The 19408-nt window shown below is 69.4% G+C and carries 16 protein-coding genes; 9 read left to right on the forward strand and 7 right to left on the reverse strand.

Translation table 11 applies throughout. The features are described 5' to 3' along the window. Positions 1 to 90 precede the first annotated feature (90 nt). Genes lldR through dld form a run of 3 tightly spaced genes read left to right on the forward strand, consistent with a single transcriptional unit; the run spans position 91 to position 3813 of the window. Positions 91 to 897, forward strand: coding sequence for a transcriptional regulator LldR (lldR, locus tag DTS01S_RS14845; protein ID WP_016446781.1), 807 nt, complete (start codon positions 91 to 93; stop codon positions 895 to 897). Positions 898 to 907: 10 nt separating this feature from the next. Next, entirely contained in the window at positions 908 to 2047 is a 1140-nt protein-coding gene (lldD, locus tag DTS01S_RS14850) for an FMN-dependent L-lactate dehydrogenase LldD (RefSeq protein ID WP_016446782.1), read from the forward strand. Next, a complete protein-coding gene (dld, locus tag DTS01S_RS14855) occupies positions 2044 to 3813 on the forward strand; it encodes a D-lactate dehydrogenase (protein WP_061287981.1) in 1770 nt (589 codons plus the stop codon). Before lldD ends, dld begins: the two co-directional genes overlap by 4 nt. A gap of 43 nt (positions 3814 to 3856) precedes the next feature. On the opposite strand, the gene DTS01S_RS14860 is transcribed toward dld, so the two are convergent. From DTS01S_RS14860 to DTS01S_RS14875, 4 genes are all read right to left on the reverse strand, one after another. Further along, positions 3857 to 5365 (reverse strand): aldehyde dehydrogenase family protein, encoded by a 1509-nt coding sequence (locus DTS01S_RS14860; RefSeq protein ID WP_061287982.1) that lies wholly within the window; start codon positions 5363 to 5365, stop codon positions 3857 to 3859. Positions 5366 to 5408: 43 nt separating this feature from the next. Beyond that, the gene (locus DTS01S_RS14865; protein WP_061287983.1) at positions 5409 to 6290 is read right to left on the reverse strand and encodes a transporter; all 882 of its coding nucleotides are present in this window, start codon (positions 6288 to 6290) and stop codon (positions 5409 to 5411) included. Positions 6291 to 6405: 115 nt separating this feature from the next. Further along, positions 6406 to 8529 (reverse strand): PQQ-dependent dehydrogenase, methanol/ethanol family, encoded by a 2124-nt coding sequence (locus DTS01S_RS14870; RefSeq protein WP_061287984.1) that lies wholly within the window; start codon positions 8527 to 8529, stop codon positions 6406 to 6408. Between the two features lie 142 nt (positions 8530 to 8671). Then, positions 8672 to 10882, reverse strand: a complete 2211-nt coding sequence (locus DTS01S_RS14875; protein WP_061287985.1) for a TonB-dependent receptor domain-containing protein — start codon at positions 10880 to 10882, stop codon at positions 8672 to 8674. Between the two features lie 125 nt (positions 10883 to 11007). On the opposite strand from DTS01S_RS14875, the gene DTS01S_RS14880 reads away from it, so the two are divergent. Then, on the forward strand, positions 11008 to 12174 hold the full coding sequence (locus DTS01S_RS14880) for a helix-turn-helix domain-containing protein (RefSeq protein ID WP_254787997.1): 1167 nt from the start codon (positions 11008 to 11010) through the stop codon (positions 12172 to 12174). Here DTS01S_RS14880 and DTS01S_RS14885 read toward each other — a convergent pair. Beyond that, entirely contained in the window at positions 12171 to 13079 is a 909-nt protein-coding gene (locus tag DTS01S_RS14885; RefSeq protein WP_061287987.1) for a LysR substrate-binding domain-containing protein, read from the reverse strand. The genes DTS01S_RS14880 and DTS01S_RS14885 overlap by 4 nt on opposite strands. A gap of 105 nt (positions 13080 to 13184) precedes the next feature. Here DTS01S_RS14885 and eno point away from each other — a divergent pair, with 105 nt between their 5' ends. Further along, positions 13185 to 14519, forward strand: coding sequence for a phosphopyruvate hydratase (eno, locus tag DTS01S_RS14890; protein ID WP_061287988.1), 1335 nt, complete (start codon positions 13185 to 13187; stop codon positions 14517 to 14519). Here eno and DTS01S_RS14895 read toward each other — a convergent pair. Both DTS01S_RS14895 and DTS01S_RS14900 read right to left on the reverse strand, forming a co-directional pair. Further along, complete coding sequence (locus tag DTS01S_RS14895; RefSeq protein ID WP_061287989.1) at positions 14465 to 15433, reverse strand: class I SAM-dependent methyltransferase; 969 nt, start codon at positions 15431 to 15433, stop codon at positions 14465 to 14467. The genes eno and DTS01S_RS14895 overlap by 55 nt on opposite strands. Before the next feature lie 156 nt (positions 15434 to 15589). After that, a complete protein-coding gene (locus DTS01S_RS14900) occupies positions 15590 to 15898 on the reverse strand; it encodes a hypothetical protein (protein WP_026062855.1) in 309 nt (102 codons plus the stop codon). 169 nt (positions 15899 to 16067) lie between these two features. On the opposite strand from DTS01S_RS14900, the gene DTS01S_RS14905 reads away from it, so the two are divergent. The 4 genes from DTS01S_RS14905 to DTS01S_RS14920 all read left to right on the forward strand — a co-directional run bounded on the left by DTS01S_RS14905 (position 16068) and on the right by DTS01S_RS14920 (position 19374). Continuing rightward, positions 16068 to 16787, forward strand: coding sequence for a methylated-DNA--[protein]-cysteine S-methyltransferase (locus tag DTS01S_RS14905; RefSeq protein ID WP_061287990.1), 720 nt, complete (start codon positions 16068 to 16070; stop codon positions 16785 to 16787). A 137-nt stretch (positions 16788 to 16924) separates the two neighbouring features. Then, complete coding sequence (locus DTS01S_RS14910; RefSeq protein ID WP_016452876.1) at positions 16925 to 17716, forward strand: SDR family oxidoreductase; 792 nt, start codon at positions 16925 to 16927, stop codon at positions 17714 to 17716. A gap of 117 nt (positions 17717 to 17833) precedes the next feature. Then, positions 17834 to 18256 carry a PaaI family thioesterase gene (locus tag DTS01S_RS14915; RefSeq protein WP_016446794.1) on the forward strand — a complete coding sequence of 141 codons (423 nt, stop codon included), beginning with the start codon at positions 17834 to 17836 and terminating at the stop codon, positions 18254 to 18256. 98 nt (positions 18257 to 18354) lie between these two features. Then, complete coding sequence (locus tag DTS01S_RS14920; RefSeq protein ID WP_016452875.1) at positions 18355 to 19374, forward strand: NADP-dependent oxidoreductase; 1020 nt, start codon at positions 18355 to 18357, stop codon at positions 19372 to 19374. Positions 19375 to 19408 lie beyond the last annotated feature (34 nt).

Below are 19408 nucleotides of genomic sequence, written 5' to 3' on the forward strand. Positions count from 1 at the left end.
CGGTGTCCCTGGCTTGGGCAGTGCGGGTTTCATGCGATGAGGCTGGCGCATAGCGCCGTGAATCACTGAAAACCAATTCTGAGAATCCCCATGCGCGTTGCCGATCAAGTTGTCGAGAAATTGCTTGCCCTGGTGCAGGCCAGCGGAGTGCAGCCCGGACAGCGGCTGCCCGCGGAGCGGCAACTGGCGGCCGAGCTGGGCGTCTCGCGCACCTCGGTGCGCGAGGCGATACAGAAACTCACCAGCCAGGGCGTGCTGGTGGCGCGGCGCGGCGATGGCACCTACCTGCAGGAGCCGGCGCCGGCTGCCGAGCCTGCGGACTGGCTCAAGGACGCCATGCGGCCGCTGGCCGGCCTGATGGAGTCCGACTCCCACTACCGCTACGACGTGCTGGAAACCCGCCACGCGCTGGAGACCAGCACGGCCTGGCTGGCCGCCCAGCGCGCCACGCCGCAGGACAAGGACCATATCCAGCGCTGCTTCGAGGTGATGATCCAGCACCAGCAAAGCGGCCACGCCGAGCTGGCGGCGCGCGCCGACGCGCAGTTCCACCTGGCCATTGCCGAGGCTTCGCACAACCTGGTGCTGGTGCAGGTCATGCACAGCCTGTTCACCGTGGTGCTGTCCACGGTGGAACGCAACCGCCACGACATGTTCCGCCTGAGCGCGCCCCAGACCCTGCAGGAGCTGACCGTGCAGCACCAGAGCCTCATGCAGGCCATCCTGGACGGCGACCCGCAGCGCGCCCGCGAATGCATCGGCGAGCACCTGGAGCATGTGCGCACCACCATCCAGCGCCTGGACGAGGACCGCGCGCGGCGCGAGCGCTCCATGCGGCTGCCTCTGGACGCCGCGCCTGCGCTGCTGCCCACTTCAGACCTGATACGAAAGACATGAGACACCCATCATGATCATCTCCTCTACCTCCGACTACCGTGCGGCGGCGCAAAAGCGCCTGCCGCCTTTCCTGTTCCACTACATCGACGGCGGCGCCTATGCCGAGCAGACGCTGCGCCGCAATGTCGAGGACATGGCCGCCGTGGCGCTGCGCCAGCGCGTGCTCAAGGACATGAGCCGGCTGGACACCAGCATCGAGCTGTTCGGCGAGAAACTGTCCATCCCCGTGGCGCTGTCGCCCGTGGGCCTGACGGGCATGTACCGCCGCCGCGGCGAAGTGCAGGCCGCGCGCGCGGCCGACGCCCATGGCATTCCGTTCACCATGTCCACGGTCTCGGTCTGCCCCATCGAAGAGGTGGCGCCCAGGATCAAGCGCCCCATGTGGTTCCAGCTCTATGTGCTCAAGGACCGGGGCTTCATGCAGAACGCGCTGGAGCGCGCCCAGGCGGCCGGCTGCTCCACCCTGGTCTTCACCGTGGACATGCCCGTGCCCGGCGCGCGCTACCGCGATGCGCATTCGGGCATGAGCGGCCCGAATGCCGCCATGCGCCGCTACTGGCAGTCGGTCACGCATCCGGCCTGGTCCATGGACGTGGGCCTGCTGGGCCGCCCGCATGACCTGGGCAACATCTCGGCCTACCGGGGCAGCCCCACGGGCCTGGCCGACTACATCGGCTGGCTGGGCGCCAACTTCGATCCCTCCATTTCCTGGAAGGACCTCGAATGGATACGCGCCTTCTGGAAGGGGCCCATGGTCATCAAGGGCATCCTGGACCCCGAGGACGCCAAGGACGCCGTGCGCTTTGGCGCCGACGGCATCATCGTCTCCAACCATGGCGGCCGCCAGCTCGACGGCGTGCTGTCCTCGGCCCGCGCGCTGCCGGCCATTGCCGATGCGGTCAAGGGCCAGATCAAGATCCTGGCCGACTCCGGCATCCGCAACGGCCTGGACGTGGTGCGCGCCATCGCCCTGGGCGCCGACTGCGCCATGATCGGCCGCGCTTTCATCTACGCGCTGGCCGCTGCCGGCGAGGCCGGCGTCAAGCACCTGCTGGAGCTGCTGGAAAAGGAGATGCGCGTGGCCATGACGCTGACCAGCGTCAGCAAGGTGGCAGACATCACCGGTGACCTGCTGGTGCGCGAAGCATGAGCGCGCCGGCCATCTCCGCCATGCCCCAGGTGTCCCGCGAAACCCTGCTGCAGCAGCTGCGCCAGGCCGTGGGCGCGGCCCATGTGCTCACCGACGACCAGGCCACGCGCCGCTTCCGCAAGGGCCACCGCACGGGCGAGGGCCCGGTGCTGGCCGTGGTGCGGCCCGCGACGCTGCTGGAGCAGTGGAAGGTGGTGCAGGCCGCAGTGGCGGCCGGGCGCATCGTCATCATGCAGGCCGCCAACACGGGCCTGACGGGCGGCTCCACGCCCGACGGCGCGGACTACGACCGCGAGATCGTGCTCATCAACACCTTGCGCATCACCGGCGTGCAGGTCATTGGCGGCGGCGCCCAGGTGGTGTGCCTGCCCGGCGCCACGCTGGACCGGCTGGAGCAGGCGCTGGCGCCGCTGGGGCGCGAGCCGCATTCGGTGATCGGCTCGTCGTGCATCGGCGCCTCGGTGCTGGGCGGCATCTGCAACAACTCGGGCGGCGCCCTGGTGCGGCGCGGCCCGGCCTACACCGAGCTGGCGCTGTACGCGCGCGTCTGCGACGACGGCTCGCTGGAACTCGTCAACCACCTGGGCATCGCCCTGGGCCGCACGCCCGAGGAAATCCTCACGCGGCTGCAAAACGGCGACTACACCGAATCCGACATCGCACACGATGCGCAGCGCGCCGCCTCCGACCCGCGCTACGCCGAGGCCGTGCGCGCCGTGGACGAGGACACTCCCGCGCGCTTCAACGCCGACCCTTCGCGCCTGTTCGAGGCCTCGGGCTCGGCCGGCAAGCTGTGCCTGTTCGCCGTGCGGCTGGACACCTTCCCCAAGGAGCCCAGCACCGTCTTCTATATAGGCAGCAATGCGCCCGACGACCTCACGGCCGTGCGCCGCGAGCTGCTGACCGCGCTGCCGCGCCTGCCGATCGCCGGCGAGTACATCCACCGCACGGCCTACGACATCGGCGAGAAATACGGCAAGGACACCTTCCTGCTGATCGACCGCTTCGGCACGGCCAGGGTGCCGGCCGCCTTCGCCCTCAAGAGCCGCATGGACGGCTTCTTCGAACGCTTCGGCCTGCGCGGCGTCACCGACCGCGTGATCCAGGCGCTGACCAACCTGCTGCCCAGCCACCTGCCCGCGCGCATGCGCCAGTGGCGCGACCGCTATGAGCACCACCTGCTGGTGCGCGTGTCCAATGACACGGCCGAGGCCACGCGTGAATTCCTCACGCGGCACTTCAGCGGCAGCACCACGGGCGGCTGGTTCGAGTGCGATGCCGACGAGGGGCGCAAGGCCTTCCTGCACCGCTTCGCCATCGCGGGCGCGGCCATCCGCTACCGCGAGGTGCACCGCGCCCAGGTGGAGGACATCGTCGCCCTCGATGTCGCCCTGCGCCGCAACGACCGCGAATGGGTGGAGCAGCTGCCTGCCGAGGTCGAGCGCGACATGGTCCACAAGCTCTACTACGGCCACTTCTTCTGCCATGTCTTCCACCAGGACTACATCGTCAAGAAGGGCGTGGACCCGCTGGCCATGGAGCACCGCATGTGGGAACTGCTGGACGCGCGCCGCGCCGAGTACCCGGCCGAGCACAACGTGGGCCACCTCTACGTGGCCAAGCCCGCGCTGGCGGGCTTTTACCGCGAGCTGGACCCCACCAACACCTTCAACCCCGGCATAGGCCACACCTCGCGCAAGCTGGGCTGGGAGGAGTGTTGCGACCGGCCGGGGGGATGGCCCAAGGGGTATTCGGAGGCCTCCTGAAGCCAGGTGCAGGCGGGCCAGGGAGCGGCCCGCCGTATCCGACTCACAGATTGATGAACACCGACTTGGTCTCCAGATAGGCATCCAGCGCGGTGCGGCCCATGTCGCGGCCCATGCCGGACTGCTTGTAGCCGCCGAAGGGCATGCCCGGGTCCAGGGTGCTGTGGCAGTTGACCCAGACCGTGCCGGACTGGATCTTGGGGATCAGCCGGTGGACCTTGGACAGGTTGTTGGACCAGATGCTGGCGCCCAGGCCGTAGGGCGTGTCGTTGGCCCAGGCGGCGACTTCGTCGAGGTCGTCATAGGGCATGGCCACGAGCACGGGGCCGAAGATTTCCTCGCGGGCCACGCGGTGGTCGTGCTGCACGCCGGTCATCACCGTGGGCTGCACGAAGTAGCCGCGCTGGCCGGCGCGGGCGCCGCCCGTCACCACCTCGGCGCCCTGGCTGCAGCCTATGTCGATGTAGCTGCAGACACGCTCCATCTGCTCCTGCGAGACCAGCGGGCCCATCTGCGCGCGGGGGTCCAGGCCATGGCCCAGGGTGAGCTGGGCGGCCTGGTCGGCCACGTCGGCCACCACGCGGTCGAACATGCTCTTGTGCACGTACAGGCGCGAGCCCGCGCAGCAGACCTGGCCATGGTTGAAGAAGATGGCATTGGCCGCACCCGCCGCAGCCGTGGCCGGGTCGCAGTCATCCAGCACGATGACGGGGGACTTGCCGCCCAGCTCCAGCGTGATGCGCGTCATGTTGTCCATGCAGGCATGGCCGATGAGCTTGCCCACCTCGGTCGAGCCCGTGAAGCTGACCTTGTTGACCAGCGGGTGCGAGACCAGGGGCGCGCCGGTACCGGGGCCGTCGCCCGTGACCACGTTGAACACGCCGGGCGGAAAGCCCGCTTCCTGGATCAGCTCGGCCAGCATCAGCGCGGTCAGCGGCGTCTGCTCGGCGGGCTTGAGCACCAGGGTGCAGCCTGCAGCCAGCGCGGGCGCCAGCTTCCAGCTGGCCATGAGCAGGGGGAAGTTCCAGGGCACGACGGCGGCGACCACGCCCACGGGCTCGCGCCGGGTGTAGGTGAACATCTGCGCCTCGGGCGCGAAGGGCACGGAGTGCTCGTGCGTCATGCCCTCGATCTTGGTGGCCCAGCCGGCCATGTAGCGGATGGAGTCGATGGCCATGGCGATGTCCACGGCGCGCGCAATGGCGGCGGACTTGCCGTTGTCCAGCGATTCGACCTCGGCCAGGGCCTGGGCATGGGTCTCCATGAGGTCGGCCAGGCGCAGCATCAGGCGCTCGCGCTCCACGGGGCGCATGCGTCCCCAGGGGCCCAGGTGCAGCGCGCGGTGCGCGGCGCGCACGGCCAGGTCCACGTCCGCCGGGCCGGCGCTGGCGACTTCGGCGATCACGGCTTCGGTGGCCGGGTTGACGGTGGACAGGCGCTGGCCGGTCTGGGCCGCCACCCATTGGCCGTAGATGAAGAGGTCATGCGTGCCCCGGTTGAGGAAGGCGCTGGCGCGCTCGGTGATCTGGTGCTGGATGTCGCTGAGGTTCATGGTGTGCTCCTTGGGGGTGAACGGGAGAAAGGGGGGTGTGGGATCAGAAAACCTGCAGCAGGCGCAGGTTGATGCGGGCGTTCTCCTTGAAGCCCTGGCGCACATGCAGGTCGCGGCCCACGGTGGCCAGCAACTGCGTCTTCGGCGCGACAAAGACCGCGCCGCCGAAAGAGACCTTGGTGGTGGACTGGCGGTCGCCTTGCGACACGCCGTTGACCTGGGTCTCGCCGCCCGTCAGGTGCGACAGGCCCAGGCGCAGGTCCGATGTGTCCGACAGGTGGTAGCGCAGCAGGCCCTGGAACTGGAACTGCGCCTTTTGCTTGAGCGTGGCGCTGTGGGCGCCGAAGTCGTCGTTCTTGCCGAAGACGGTGACATCGGCCGCCAGGTCCATGGTCACGCTCTTGCCCAGCGGCTTGATCCAGCCGGCCTGCAGGGCGGCCTTCCAGCGGTTCTCGCCCAGGCTCAGCGGATCGTTGCGGCTGTACTGGCCCGTGGGCAGCCAGACAAAGGGGGTGATGCCGAAGTGCTCCTTGTCGCCGGGCTTGGTCAGCCACAGGGTGGCGGCCAGCATCAGGTCGCCCACGCCGGTATTGCTGCCCATGGCCGCGATATCGCGCGAGGCCGACAGGCGCCCGAAGGGCAGCAGGAACTGCGGGTCGATCACATAGTCGCCCAGCTTCATGAAGTGCACGCCGCGCGCTATGCCGATGTCCGAGGTCAGCCTCGGCCGTATGGGCGCCTGGTCGCCATTGGCATAGAGGCTGTCCCGCGTGGCGTGCTGGTAATAGACCATGCCCAGCGTGGTGCCGGGCGGCAGGGCGGTGTAGTCGCCCGCGTCGATATCGACGGCGTGGGCATTGAAGGTGGCGCATGCGGCCATGGCTGCCAGGGCCAGGGATGCGCGGGTGAAGGGCTTGGATGGCATGGCGAAGAGTCCGGTCCGGTGTTTTCAGGCAAAGCCCTGCCCAGGCCTGCTGCAGGACAGCAGGGCCGGGGAGGGGAATGGGAGGTTGGGGGAGGGGGAGGGCGGCTCGCGCTGGCTACTTGGGCCGCACCGCGTCGGCCGTGCCCTGGATGAAGGCCTTGATCTTTTCCACGTCGTCCATGCTCAGCTTGCCCGTGAAGTCGGGCATGCCGCGCGACATGGCCGGGCCCTTGAAGATGAACTTGTCCAGGTGCTCGATATAGGCCGGGTCCAGGTAGCCCAGGTTGGGCAGGTTGCCGCCCCGGTCCACGCCGGGCACGCCGTGGCAGAAGGCGCAGTTGCTGACGTACAGGGCCGTGCCTTCGGCCACCAGGCTCTTGTCGTAGGGCACGCCCTGCAGCAGCTTGCCCTGCTGGTAGGCGACGAAGGCAGGCGCCTCGGCCTTGCCGTCCAGCGCGAAGGTGTAGACCGTGCCCGGGCCCTTGCGCTCGGTGTGGCGCGCGGCCAGGCCGTAGACGCCGCCCCAGCCCACGGCGATGGAGACGTACTGCCGGCCATCGACCTCATAGGTGATGGGTGCGGCCACCACGCCCGTGCCCGTGGGCTTTTCCCAGAGCTTCTTGCCGTTGCGCGCGTCATAGGCCACGAAGCGGCCGTCGGCCGTGCCCTGGAACACCAGGTTGCCCGCCGTGGCCAGCGTGCCGCCGTTCCAGGGCGAGGCATGCTCCACGCGCCAGCGCTCCTTCTGTGCCACCGGGTCCCAGGCGATCAGGCGGCCGAAGGGCGTGCTCTTGGGTGGCTCCATGTTGACCAGCGTGGCCGTATTCCAGCCGATATTGCTGTGCGGCTCGGGCAGGGAGCCGCCGTTGAACTTCCAGTTCTTGTTGTCCTGCAGGGTCAGAGGCACATGCTGGGCCGGCAGGTAGGCCAGGCCCGTGTCGGGGCTGTAGGACATGGAATGCCAGTTGTGGGCGCCGAAGGGGCTGGGGATCACGTCGCGCGCGCGGTCGCCGCTGCGCGCAATCGGTGTCTCGATGGGGCGGCCCTTGGCGTCGTAGCCGCTGGCCCAGTTCACGTCGACGAAGTTCTTGGCCGAGATGAACTGGCCGTTGGTGCGGTCGATGACGAAGAAGAAGCCGTTCTTGGGCGCATGCAGGATGACCTTGCGCGGCTTGCCGCCGATCTTGATGTCGGCCAGCACCATGGGCTGGGTGGAGGTGAAGTCCCAGCTGTCGCCCGGCGTCTCCTGGTAGTGCCAGACGTACTCGCCCGTATCGGGGTTCAGCGCCACGATGCTGGCCAGGTACAGGTTGTCGCCACCTGCCGGGCTGCGCTTGGCTTGCGCCCAGGGCGAGCCGTTGCCCGTGCCGATGTACATGAGGTTGAGCTCGGGGTCATAGGCCATGGTGTCCCAGGCCGTGCCGCCGCCACCGGCCTCCCACCACTTGCCGGCCGGGTCCCAGGTCTTGGCGGCGCGGGCCATGGCCTCGTTCTCGAACGGCTTGGACGGATCGCCGGGCACGGTGAACCAGCGCCACTGCTGGGCACCGGTCTCGGCGTCATAGGCCGTGACATAGCCGCGCACGCCGTACTCGGCGCCGCCGTTGCCGATCAGCACCTTGCCCTTGATGACGCGCGGTGCGCCCGTGATGGTGTACGAGAAGGCGCGGTCGATGATGGTGTCCTGCTCCCAGACCTTCTGGCCCGTGGCCGCGTCCAGCGCCACCAGGCGGCCATCGAAGGCGCCCACATACACCTTGCCCTTGTAGACCGCCACGCCCCGGTTGACCACGTCGCAGCAGCCCTTGAAGCCGTTGGCTCGGTCCACGCCGGGGTCGTAGCTCCACAGGCGCTTGCCGGTGCGCACGTCCACCGCATGCACCACGCTCCAGCTGGCCGTGACGTACATGATTCCATCGACCACCACGGGCGTGGACTCCACGCCGCGCGTGGATTCCAGGTCATACGACCAGACCAGGCCCAGCCGCTTCACATTGGCCGTGTCCAGCTGCCTGAGTTTGGAAAAGCGCGTCTCGCTGTAGTCCATGCCGTAGCTGGGCCAGTCCTTGGAGCTGCGCGCGTTGTCGCGGATGCTCTGCGAGTCGATGCGCGAGGTGACGGCGCGTATGTGCTCGGGCGAGCCTTTGCTTGGCAGGCCGGCCTGTGCCAGCGTGGCGCCGGGAAGGGCCAGTGCCAGGCCGGCGGCCAGCAGCGTGGAGGAAAGCACGTGGGTCTTCATGTTGTCTCGTCTCCTGTGTGGTTTGTTTTTGCGTGCATGGCGCTGGGGGCAAGGGCACCATGTGGGAGACGATAAAAAAAGCGGCCTCGGGTCACAACATTCGGACTTTCCCGGGGGCGGATGTGTACCGCCGTGGAACAGCTCAGAACGTCCGGCTGACCGTCACCCCGGCCGACAGCCCGCGTCCGGCACCCGGCTCGAAGTACCGCTGGTTGCCCTCGTTGACGATGACCGACCCTGCAAAGCGCCGGTCGAACAGGTTGTCCAGCCGCACAAAGGTCTGGGCGCTCCACTGCTGCCATTGCCGTGACCAGCGCAGGCTGGAGCCCCAGACGGTGTAACCGGCCGCGCGGTCGGTGTTGCGGTCGTTCACGGCCACGGGGCCGCTGTGCAGCATGTCCACGGTCCAGGTCCATTGCGGCGACAGCTGCCAGGCCAGCTCGCTCCACAGGCGGCGCGGCGCGGTGCCGGCCAGGCGTGCGCCGGCATCCACCGGGGCGGTGGGCGTGGTGCAGGGCGTGGCCTCGCAGGTCAGGAAGCTGTCGCGGTAGCGGGCTTGCAGCAGGGTCAGGGCGGTGCTGGCCGTGAGTGGCCCCCATTGGGCATTGCCCGAGAATTCCAGCCCCCGGCGCAGCGTGCGGCCTGCGTTCTGGTAGGTGGCGCGCCCGCCCGTGTTGGACAGCACGGTGAGTTCGCGCTGGGTATGGGTCTCGAACAGCGTGAGGTTCCAGCCCGCGTTGCCGTGGCGCCCGCGCAGGCCGACCTCGACGGTGTTGTGGGCGCTGGCGGCCAGGCCGGTGTTCAGGCCGCTGTTCATGCCATTTTGGCCGCCGGGCCGGTAGGCCACTTCGTTGAGCGTGGGCGTCTCCATGCCCCGGCCCACCGATGCGTGCGCCACCAGGTCCGGCAGCAGGTTCACGCGCAGGCCCAGCGAGGGCAGCCAGCCGCGCCAGGCCATGCTGCCGCTGTCGTCGCCATTGCCGGCTGTGATGTAGTGGTCCTCGGAGCGGTAGCGCACGCGCGCCTGGCGCAGGCCGGCGCTCAGGGCCAGGCTCTGCGTGCTCCACTCGGCCTGCAGGTAGGGGTCGGCGGAGCGCGCCTGGTTGCGTTCGTCGCGGCGCAGCCGGCCCTGCACGCCGAGCTGGCTGCCGATGAAGTTCTCGTAGCCGCGCCGGGTCTCGCCCTGCCAGTCGTAGGCCAGGCCCGCCGACCAGTCCAGCCGGCCGCCGGCCACGTCCTCATGGGTGCTGCGCCAGCGCAGGTTCATGCCCGCGTAGTCGCGGTCCAGGTCGATCACGCCGCCTGAATGCGAGGGCGGCGCCTGCGTGGCCACGGGAATGGACTGGTACTGCAGCACGGAGCGCGTGCCCGCATAGGCCATGAGTTCCAGGCGCTGGCCCGCGCCGAACTGGTGCTGCCAGGCGGCGCCCAGCTGGCGCTGGCGCACGCTTTTGCGCGTATTGAAGCGCAGCGCGCTGGCCGTGGTCTGGCCGGGGTCGGCCTCGAACTCGGCGCGCGTCAGGCCCAGCGGGTCCTGGGCGCTGGCGCGCTGCTCCTGGTACTGCAGCAGCCACTGGTCGTCGCCCTGCTTGCGTGACAGCTTCATGTGGGCCGTGCTGCGGTCTGCGGCCGATTGGGGGCGCATGCCGTCGGTGGCGAAGCGCTCGATGTGGATGGCATAGCGCCATGGGGCGGAGCTGCCATCCGCCTGGTCCGGTTTTCCGCCCCCGATCGTGCCGCGCAGCTGGGTGGACAGGCGCCACAGCCCGTCCGGCCCCACGGCCATGCCGCTGCGCCACAGGCCCGGTTCCTCGCCGTCTTCGGTGTACAGCAGCAGTGCGCCACCTGCGCTGTTGCCGTAGAGCACGGCGGCCGGGCCGCGCACCACGTCCAGGCGCGCGGCGTTGCCCAGCGTGAAGTTGGCGGCCTGGCCCTGGCCGTCGGGCGCGCCTGCCGGAATGCCGTCCACGTACAGGCGCAGGCCGCGCACGCCAAAGGTGGAGCGCGCACCGAAGCCGCGCACCGAGATCTGCAGGTCCTGGGCGAAGTTCTGGCGGTTCAGCACCACCAGGCCCGGCACGCGCGCCAGGCTCTCGGACAGGCTGATCTGCATCTGCCCGTCTCGCAGCACGGCGCCTTCCACGCTGTCGATGGCGGCCGTGGCACGCCACAGGTCGGGGCCGGCGCCGGGCTGGCTGGCCGTGATGACCACGGGGGCGAGCAGGGCCTCGCTGGAGTCCTGCGCTGCGTTTGCCGCCTGGGCGGGCAGGGCGTGCAGCGTGCAGGCCAGTGCGGCGCCCAGGGTGGGCAGGGCGGGCCGGGGGTGTCTTGTGCTGTGTGGGGAGCGTGTCATTGCGGGCGGGCCTGTGGCGATGCCCGAGGTTACCGAGCCCGGCAAGCCGTTCCAACACGGGTGATTTCCCTAGTGCTGTGCTGTGCCGTGGCGGAACAACAATCGCGGCAGTTTTGATGTCCGTCATGCAACAGCCGCCTCCCGCCCCACTGCCCTCCAACCCCTTCTATGCCTCGCGCCAGGACCGGGTGGCGCTGGCGCGCGAGCGCTATTTCGAGCGCGGCGAGCGCCCATCGGGCCTGGTGTCCGAGCCCGTGCTGCAGTCCTGGACGCGCTGCCTGGGCGCCAGCCGCAGCCCCGACGAGAAGATCAGCTTCGACCCGGTCAGCAAGATCCGCACGGCCACCTTGCTGACCCACAACCGCGCGCTGATCGAGGCGGCGCGCGACCCCATCGCCGAACTCGAAACCGTGATCGCGGGCAGCCAAGCGCGCGCCATGCTCACCTGCAGCGAGGGCGTGGTGCTGATCGCCTCGCGCCCCACGCCGGGCGACGGCCCGCTGCTGCTGACGGCCGCGCGCGTGGGCGTGAACATTGCCGAGGATGCCGTGGGCACGGGCGCACCCGGCGTGGCCGTGCGCACGGGCGAGGTCTGCCATGTGCGTGGCGGCGAGCATTTCTTTCGCTGCCTGGCCTCGCTGCACTGCGCGGCCGCGCCCGTGCGCGATGCCAGCGGGCGCACCGTGGCCATGCTGGACCTGAGCAGCGAGGCGGGCCCCTTTCGCTTCGACGCAGGCGCCATGGCCCACATGTACGCCACCTGCATCGAGAACCGGCTGCTGGTGGGCGCCGCCCGCATGCACCTGCTGCTGCGCTTCCAGTCCAGCCGCAGCATGTTCGGCACACCGCTGGAAGGGCTGGCCGCCGTGGATGGCGGCGGCATGGTGCGCTGGTTCAACGGCGTGGGTGCCCAGTTGTTCGACAGCCCGCGCCGGCCCGCCGAAGGGCTTGCGGCCGAAGAGGTTTTCGGCCTGGGCCTGAACCAGTTGCTGGAGCTGGCCCACCACGGCCAGGCCCGCCCGCAGATGCTGCCCACGGGGCTGACGCTGTGGATGGAGGCGAGGCTGGATGAGGCATCTTCCCAGGTCGAGGAGGTGCTGCCGGCCATCGAAGCCCTGCCGCCGCCCGCCGAGGCGCCGTCCGAGGCACCGTCCTCCCTGGGCGAGGCCAGCCGCGAGCTGATCGAGCAGGCCCTGGCCCGCTGCCAGGGCAATATCTCGCAGGCCGCCCGCATGCTGGGCGTCTCCCGCGGGCTGCTGTACCGGCGCCTGCGGGAGTGGGGGCGGCTCTAGCTGGCCAGCGCGCTGCGCATCCATTCGATGAAGACCCTTGCCTGGGCGGGCAGCGCACGCCCTGCGGCGGGCACGGCGCGCAGGCCGCCCTCGAAGGGCACGAAGCCATGGGGCGCCACCAGCAGCCCCTCCTGGAGCTCGCGTGCGATCAGCCGCTGCTCCACGAGGGCAACGCCCAGGCCCGACAGTGCTGCCTCTATGCACAGGTGGGTGTGGGGGAACGCCAGCGTCTCGCCCAGGGCCACGGGCTGGCCCGTCAGGGCTTCCCACTGGTTCCATGCGCTGGCCGTGTACTCATGTGCAATGCGCGCGCGATTGGCGGGCCGGCGCCGGGCATAGGCCGGCGTGCAGACGGCGCCGAAGTGCACGGGCGCCAGTTCGATGGCGCGGCGGCGGTCGGCCTCGGCGTAGGTGGACAGGTCCCAGGCAATGATCAGGTCGGCGCCCTCGTGGCGCATCTCGCGCGCCGAGGTCATGGACAGGCGGATGCGGATATGCGGGTGGCTGCGGTAGAACACCGCCAGCTGCGGCACCAGCCAGCGCATGGCAAAGGTGGCGCTGCAGGCCACATGCAGCCCCGGCGCCTGGGCGTCGCGCGCCAGCTGGGCATAGGCGGCCTCCAGCTGGTCGAAGGCCGTGCGCACCGAGGCATGGAAGGCGGCGCCGGCCTCGGTCAGGCGCAGGCCCGTGCCTTCTTTCTCGAACAGCGCCGCGCCCGCGTGCTCCTGCAGCAGGCGCAGGTGGCGGCTGATGGCGCCGTGGCTGCGGCACAGTTCCTCGGCCGCGCGGGTCACCGAGCCGGTGCGGGCAATGGCCTCGAAGGCGCGCAGGGCGGCCAGCGGCGGCAGTTGTCTCATGGCAATCAATTCGTCAGAAAAGCTGACGCATGGGCAGAAAAACTGCATTGTCCCGTATCGTCGTGATTTCTAGCATGGGTGCCTGTGCATTGGAGTTTTGCAGGCTTGCCAGCTCCTTTGCACAGTTCAATTTCTTGACGAAAAGGAGTTTCCATGCAGATCACCGATATCGCGGCCCATGAGGCGCTGGACAGCCGGGGCCATCCCACCGTGGAGGTCGAGGTCGAGCTGGAGGACGGCGCACGCGGCCTGGCCCTGGTGCCCTCGGGTGCCTCCACGGGGCGGCATGAGGCGCTGGAGCGGCGCGACGGCGATGCCTCGCGCCACCTGGGCAAGGGCGTGCTGGGGGCGGTGCAGGCCGTCAACACCGAGCTGCGCGATCTGCTGATCGGCATGCAGGCCGACGCCCAGGGCCGCATCGACACGGCCATGATGGCGCTGGACGGCACGCCCGGCAAAAGCCGGCTGGGCGCCAACGCGCTGCTGGGCGTGTCGCTGGCCGTGGCCCGCGCGGCGGCGGCCAGCCAGCGCATGCCGCTGTGGCGGCACATGGGCGGTGCCCAGGCGCGCGTGCTGCCCGTGCCCATGATCAATGTCATCAACGGTGGCGCCCATGCCGACAATCCGCTGGACTTCCAGGAGTTCATGCTGCTTCCGGTGGGGGCGGACAGCTTCGGTGAGGCGCTGCGCATGGGCGCCGAGGTCTTCCACACGCTGCGCCATGCCCTCAAGGCCGCAGGCCACAGCGTCAACGTGGGCGACGAGGGCGGCTTTGCGCCCGCCCTGCGCAGCGCGCCCGAGGCGCTGGACCACCTGATGGCCGCCATCGAGCGCGCCGGCCTGCGCCCCGGCAGGGACATCGCCCTGGCCCTGGACCCTGCGGCCAGTGAATTCCATGGCGAGGACGGCTACCGCTACGCGGGCGAGGGCCTGGTGCGCAGCCGCCAGCAGCAGGTGGACTACCTGGCGCAACTGGTGGAGCACTACCCCATCGTCTCCATCGAGGACGGCATGGCCGAGGACGATATCGAGGGCTGGCAGGCCCTGGGCCGGCGCCTGGGCGGACGCTGCCAGCTGGTGGGCGACGATGTGTTCTGCACGAACCCCGGCCTGTTCGAGGGCGGCATTGCCCGGGGCGTGGGCAACGCCATCCTCGTCAAGATCAACCAGATCGGCACGCTGACCGAAACCTGGGACGTGCTGCGCCTGGCGCATGGCGCCGGCTACGGCGTGGTGATGTCGCACCGCTCGGGCGAGACCGAGGACACCAGCATTGCCGACCTGGCCGTGGCGGCCCAGTGCGCCATGATCAAGACCGGCTCGCTGTCGCGCGCCGACCGCACGGCCAAGTACAACCGGCTGCTGCGCATCGAGCGCGAACTGGGCCCGGCTGCCGTCTATGCGGGGCGCCGTGCGCTCAAGGGCCGGGCGGGTCAGGAAGCCGTGTCGGCCGCTGCGGGTGTTGCGGGGGTTGCGGGCGCCCTGTAGACCAGCACCTTGAGGCTGCGCTCGGCGTCGATGTCGGCGAAGGTGGCCGGATTGGCCAGGCGCTCGACGAACTCCAGCTCGGGGGCCACTTCCTGCATCTGCGATGTCAGGAACTGCGTGCCCATCTCGGGCGCGTTCAGGCACAGCAGCACATGGCCGCCGGGGCGCAGCAGGTCGGGCAGGCGGCGCATCAGGCGGGCATAGTCCTTGGTGGCGACGAAGCTGCCCTTCTGGTAGCTGGGCGGGTCCACCACGATCAGGTGGTACGGCCCGCCGCGCGTGATCTTGCCCCAGCTGCTGAAGATGTCGTGGGCCAGGAAGCTGGCGCCCGACAGATCGTTGAGCCGGTGGTTCTGCTGGCCCGTGGCCAGCGCGCCCTGGGCCATGTCCATGTTCATCACATGGCGCGCCCCGGCCTGCAGGGCCACCACCGAAAAGGCGCAGGTATAGGCGAACAGGTTGAGCACCTTGATGCCATGGCGGTGCTCGGGATGGTGGGCGACATGCGCGTGCACCCAGCGCCGGCCTTCGGCCATGTCCAGGAACAGGCCGTGGTTCTGGCCGCGCAGCACCTGCACGCGGTAGCGCGTGCCGGCCTCGGTGACGATGTGCGGGTCTGGCACTTCGCCGGCCATGAGCCGGGTTTCGGCGGGCGCGGCGGGCTGGCGCAGCTGGTAGACCCAGTTCAGGGGCTGGCCCGGTGCCAGTTCGCTCCAGCGCAGTGACAGCGCCGTGCCGATGGCGGCCAGGGCGTCTTCGTCCAGCGGCTGGAAGCTGGTGAGCACCAGCACGGGCGGGAAGGCGTCGAGCACCAGATGCTCGCAGCCCGGGTACAGGCCGCCACGGCCGTGGAAGATGCGTTGGGCGTCGGAGGGCAGGGCCATCCGGGCGATGGCGTCGAGCAGGGCTTGCATGGGAAAGGCTGGATCTGGCAGGGGCGCCGGGCATGCCCGGTGGAACCGCTTGGAACCAGGCAGGGGCCGACGAAAAGGTCTGCCAGTGTATGCAGTTTGGGGCCCAGCCCAGGCAAACCCGGGCTCAGGCCCCATTCAGCGGTGCCGCGGGCAGGCTCAATGCCGCCAGCCGCGGCGCACCTCGAAGAAGCTGCACTCGCCATCGCCCAGGCCCTGCATGCCGGCCTCGGTGGCGGCGCGGGCGGCTTTCATCCAGCGGGTGAAGGCGAGCTTGGCGTCTTCGCTGATTTCCTCTGGAGGCATGTCCTCCAGCCCCTGTACGAGCGACAGGGTTTCGCTGACCTGCTCGGCACTGCCGAGCTGGCGTTCCAGCACGCGGGCATAGCGTGCCTCGGCCTTGTTGCGTTCCTGCTCGGGCAGGTTGGGGTAGTCACACAAGGTGACGGTGAAGGCGGCTTCTTGCATGTCTATGGTTCATGAGATGAGGATGATGACTGGCGAAATATACAGTAATAACTGGCTGCACATCCAGTATTTATCCAGTGTTTTTTTACAGTGTCGTGCCGGTGGGGTCGCTGCGGGCAGCGGTGGCAGCCATGCGGCCACAATCGCCTGCAAGGAGAAAACCACCGCCATGACGAACGAATCGACCACGGGCAGCCCGGCCTGGGACCCCGAAGCCACGGGCCATGCGCTGTTTGCCACGCGCTTGGGACCCTGCGGCGTGGCCTGGGGCGAATGCGGCCTTGCGGCCTTTCAGTTGCCCGAGGTGGACGGCCCGGCTGCCACGCGCACGCGCATGCTGCGCGGCGTGCAATTGCGCAGGCCCGGCAGCTATGCGGCAGCGGTGCGCGCCGAGGACCTGCCGGCCGCCGTGGCGCAGGCCATCGCCGGCGTGCAGGTGCTCATGGCGGGCCATGGCGAATGGACCGTGGAGCCTTCCGCGCCCAGCGCGCAGCAGTTGCGTGACGGCCCGGTGCTGCCCGATCTGCGGGCACGGCGCATGCTGCCCGCAGGCCAGACATTGCCGGATCTGGCCGAGCTGGCGCTGGACTGGCACGGCGTGTCGGAATTTCACCGCCGCGTCTATGAGCTGACGCGTGCCATCGCTCCCGGCCATACGCGCACCTATGGCGAGATCGCGCGCGAGCTGGGCGAGGTGGGCCTGTCGCGCGCCGTGGGACAGGCGCTGGGCCTCAACCCCTTCGCGCCCGTGATTCCCTGCCACCGCGTGCTGGCCGCCGGCGCCCAGCCGGGCGGTTTTTCGGGCGGCGCAGGTGCGCTGACCAAGCTGCGCATGCTGGAGATCGAGGGTGCGGCCTGGGGCGGCACGCGCTCGCTGTTCGGGGATTGACGGGCCGGACACGCATGTGACATGCGGCACGGCGGGGCGGCTTGCACAATCGCCGCTGCAGGCCGTCCCGGCAGGGGAGGGCCGCCCTCCATTCCACCCATGACCGGCACACAAGACCCGGACCAGGAGACAGACGAATGACTCGCAATGTGCAGCAACTTTTCGACCTCACCGGCAAGACGGCCCTGGTGACCGGCGGCTCGCGCGGCCTGGGCCTGCAGATGGCCCATGCGTTGGGCGAGGCGGGCGCCAGGATCATGCTGAGTTCGCGCAAGGCCGCCGACCTGGAGGAAGCCGCCGCCGAGCTGCAGGCCGCCGGCATCGACGCCCGCTGGATCGCCGCCGACTGCGCCAACGAGGCCGATATCGAGCGCCTGGCCGCCGAGACGCTGGAGCGCCTGGGCCAGGTGGACATCCTCATCAACAATGCGGGCGCCAGCTGGGGCGCGCCGGCCGAGGAGCACCCCGTGGCCGCCTGGGACAAGGTGATGAACCTCAACGTGCGCGGCTACTTCCTGCTGAGCCAGCAGATCGCGCGGCGCAGCATGATCCCGCGCAAGACCGGGCGCATCATCAACCTGGCCTCCATCGCAGGCCTGGGCGGCAACCCTCTGGGCATGAAGACCATTGCCTACAACACCTCCAAGGGAGCCGTCATCAACTTCACGCGCGCGCTGGCCGGCGAGTGGGGCGTGCATGGCATCACCGTCAACGCCATCTGCCCGGGCTTCTTCAAGACCAAGATGGCCAGCGTGCTGATCGAGACCCTTGGCGAGGACGAGATGAAATCCCATGCCCCGCTGCGCCGCCTGGGCGACGACGAGGACCTCAAGGGCCTGACCCTGCTGTACGCCAGCGACGCGGGCAAGCACATCACGGGCCAGTGGATGGCCGTGGACGGCGGCGTCAGCGCCCTGGTGGGCGGCTGAACGCGGCGGCGCTGCTGCCGAGGTGACAGTTTTTCCCGCAGATCGTGCCGCCGCGCGCCATGGTGCCTTCGGGCGCCCTTATGCTCGCCTGCATTGCGATCTGAACTGGAGAATTTCGTGCTGGATTTTGGCCACCCCATCCCCTTCGTCGACCACCTGGGTTTCACCCTGCACCGCATGGAGGACGGGGAGTCCGAACTGCGCTTCGAGGCGCGTCCCGAGCACCTGAACACCTTTGACGTGACCCACGGCGGCGCCACCATGACCCTGCTGGACGTGACCATGGCCGTGGCCGCGCGCAGCCTGCAGCGCGACATGGGCTGCGTGACCATAGAGATGAAGACCAGCTTCATGCAGCCGGCGCGCGGCCCCCTGGTGGCCAAGGGCGTGGTGCTGCACCGCACGCGTTCCATGGCCTATACCGAGGCGCGCGTGTTCGATGCCTCGGGCCGGCTGTGCAGCCATGCGACCGGAACGTTCAAGTACATGCCGCGCGTGGCCAAGCCGGCCGCCGCCGAGACAACCCTCGCCACGGACTGATCCGCACGGCGAATTTGCCAGATACCCAATGCCACACGCCAGCCCCGGCAGCACCGGGAACTGGTTCCATTGTTTGTGATGCCACCGGAGGTTTTCCCATGCCCGTGAACCAGCAGATCCTGCTCGACAACCGCCCCGAGGGCGAAGCCGTGGAAAGCAATTTCCGCCTTGTCAGTACCGAGACCCCGGCGCTGGCCGAAGGCCAGGTGCTGGTGCGCCACCACTACCTGAGCCTGGACCCCTACATGCGCGGCCGCATGAATGACAGCAAGAGCTATGCCCAGCCCCAGCCGCTGGGCGAGGTCATGATCGGCGGCACCGTGGGCGAGGTGGTGGAAAGCCGCCATCCCAAGTTTGCCGTTGGCGACAAGGTCGTGGGCATGGGCGGCTGGCAGGAATACAGCGTGGTCGATGGCGATGCGCCCGGCATGCTGCGCAAGGTGGACACCACCCATGTGCCGCTGTCGCACTACCTGGGCGCCGTGGGCATGCCCGGCGTGACGGCCTGGTACGGCCTGGTCAAGATCATCGCCCCCAAGGCCGGCGAGACCGTGGTGGTCAGCGCCGCCACGGGCGCCGTGGGCAGCGCGTTCGCGGCCCTGGCCAAGGCACGCGGCTGCCGCGTGGTGGGCATTGCGGGCGGCCCCGAGAAGTGCCGCTACGCCACCGAGGAGCTGGGCTTCGACGCCTGCATCGACTACCGCGAGCACCCCGACACCAAGACCATGGCCAAGGCGCTCAAGGACGCCTGCCCGCAGGGCATCGACGGCTATTTCGAGAACGTGGGCGGCTACATCCTCGACGCCGTGCTGCTGCGCACCAACGCCTTTGCGCGCATCGCGCTGTGCGGAATGATCGCGGGCTACGACGGCAAGCCGCTGCCCATGACCAATCCCGCGCTCATCCTCGTCAACCGCATCCGCATCGAAGGCTTCATCGTCAGCGAGCACATGGAAGTCTGGCCCGAGGCGCTGCAGGAACTGGGCCGCCTGGTGGGCACCGGCAAGCTGCGCCCGCGCGAGAGCATTGCCGAAGGCATTGCCTCCGCACCCTCGGCCTTCCTGGGCTTGCTCAAGGGCAAGAACTTCGGAAAGCAGCTTGTGAAGCTCACCCCCTGAGTCGCTTCGCGCCTTCCCCGCGTGGCACGTCGCC

Source organism: Delftia tsuruhatensis NBRC 16741 (genome assembly GCF_001571325.1).
Lineage (GTDB): Bacteria > Pseudomonadota > Gammaproteobacteria > Burkholderiales > Burkholderiaceae_C > Comamonas > Comamonas tsuruhatensis.